At 75.7% G+C, this 1,537-nt stretch carries 2 protein-coding genes; both read left to right on the plus strand.

The annotated features are described in order from the left end of the window. Nucleotides 1–78 precede the first annotated feature (78 nt). Nucleotides 79–912: a sugar phosphate isomerase/epimerase family protein gene (locus C6N75_RS28535; RefSeq protein ID WP_305124970.1), complete on the plus strand. Its 834-nt coding sequence runs from the start codon at nt 79–81 to the stop codon at nt 910–912. Beyond that, nucleotides 909–1,537 (plus strand): TetR/AcrR family transcriptional regulator (locus C6N75_RS28540; protein WP_105871743.1); only part of this gene is annotated, 629 nt, incomplete at its 3' end. The genes C6N75_RS28535 and C6N75_RS28540, both read left to right, overlap by 4 nt.

Below are 1,537 nucleotides of genomic sequence, written 5' to 3' on the forward strand. Positions count from 1 at the left end.
CGCCCGACCACTGCCGCCGCCCGCCCGCCCGGCGGCGGCCCCGCACCGCCTCCCGGCAGCGCGCCCCGGCCCCGTACGCTGTCCCTCGTGGCAGATCCTTCGGAACCCGTGCGCGTCCCGGACGCGAAGGTCGCCCTGTCGACCGCCTCGGTCTACCCGGAGTCGACCGCGACGGCCTTCGAGGTCGCCGCGCGCCTCGGCTACGACGGTGTCGAGGTCATGGTCTGGACCGACCCGGTCAGCCAGGACATCGAGGCGCTGCGCCGGCTCTCCGACTACCACGGCGTGCCCGTGCTCGCCGTGCACGCCCCCTGCCTGCTGATCACCCAGCGGGTGTGGTCCACCGACCCGTGGACCAAGCTCCGGCGCGCCCAGGCCGCCGCCGAGAAGCTGGGCGCGGCCACCGTGGTCGTGCACCCGCCGTTCCGCTGGCAGCGCCAGTACGCCCGCGACTTCGTCAGCGGCATCTGGCGGATGGCGGACGAGACCGACGTGCGGTTCGCGGTCGAGAACATGTACCCGTGGCGCTACCGGGACCGCGAGATGCTCGCGTACGCCCCCGAGTGGGACGTCACCAAGGACGACTACCGCCACTTCACGGTGGACCTCTCGCACACCGCGACCGCCCGCACCGACGCCATGGAGATGGTGGCCCGGATGGGCGACCGGCTCGGCCACGTCCACCTCGCCGACGGGCGCGGCTCCGCCAAGGACGAGCACCTGGTGCCCGGGCGCGGCACCCAGCCGTGCGCCGAACTGCTGGAGCACCTGGCCCGCTCCGGCTTCGACGGGCACGTGGTCGTCGAGGTCAACACCCGGCGCGCGATGTCCGCCGCCGAACGCGAGGCCGACCTCGCCGAGGCGCTCGCCTTCACCCGGCTCCACCTGGCCTCGGCCGCCCGCGTCCGGTGACCGACGCTCCCCGCCGGCGCGGCCGCCCCGCCAGGAAGGCCGCCGAGGACGGGCCCGTCGCCCGCGAGCGCATCCTGGCCGCCGCCCGCGCCGAGTTCGCCGCCGCCGGCTACGACCGGACCTCGGTCCGCGGCATCGCCAAGGCGGCGGGCGTCGACCCGGCGCTGGTCCACCACTACTTCGGTTCCAAGGACGACGTCTTCGCCGCCGCGATCGAGGTCGGCTTCGAGCCCGCGCTCGCCGTCTCCGCCGTGGTCGGCGCGGGCCCCGAGGGTGTCGGGGAGCGGCTGGCCCGCTTCTTCCTGGGCCTGTGGGAGGACCCGGCCGCCCGCGGCCCGCTGCTCGCGGTGATCCGCTCGGCGATGACCAACGAGGCGGCCGCCACGGTGCTGCGCGGCTTCGTGCTGCGCCGGCTGCTGGAGCGGGTGGCCGCCGAGCTGGACGTTCCCGACCCCCGCTTCCGGGCCGAGCTGGCCGCCTCGCACATGGTCGGGATCGCCATGCTGCGCTACGTCATCCAGGTCGAGCCGCTGGCCTCCGCCGACCCGGAGCGGATCGTCGCCCTGGTGGCCCCCGCCCTCCAGCGCTACCTCACCGACCCGGACCCGTCCCCGGAGCCCGATCC

The sequence above is a fragment of the Streptomyces solincola genome, assembly GCF_002982015.1.
In the GTDB taxonomy this organism is placed as follows: Bacteria; Actinomycetota; Actinomycetes; order Streptomycetales; family Streptomycetaceae; genus Streptomyces; species Streptomyces solincola.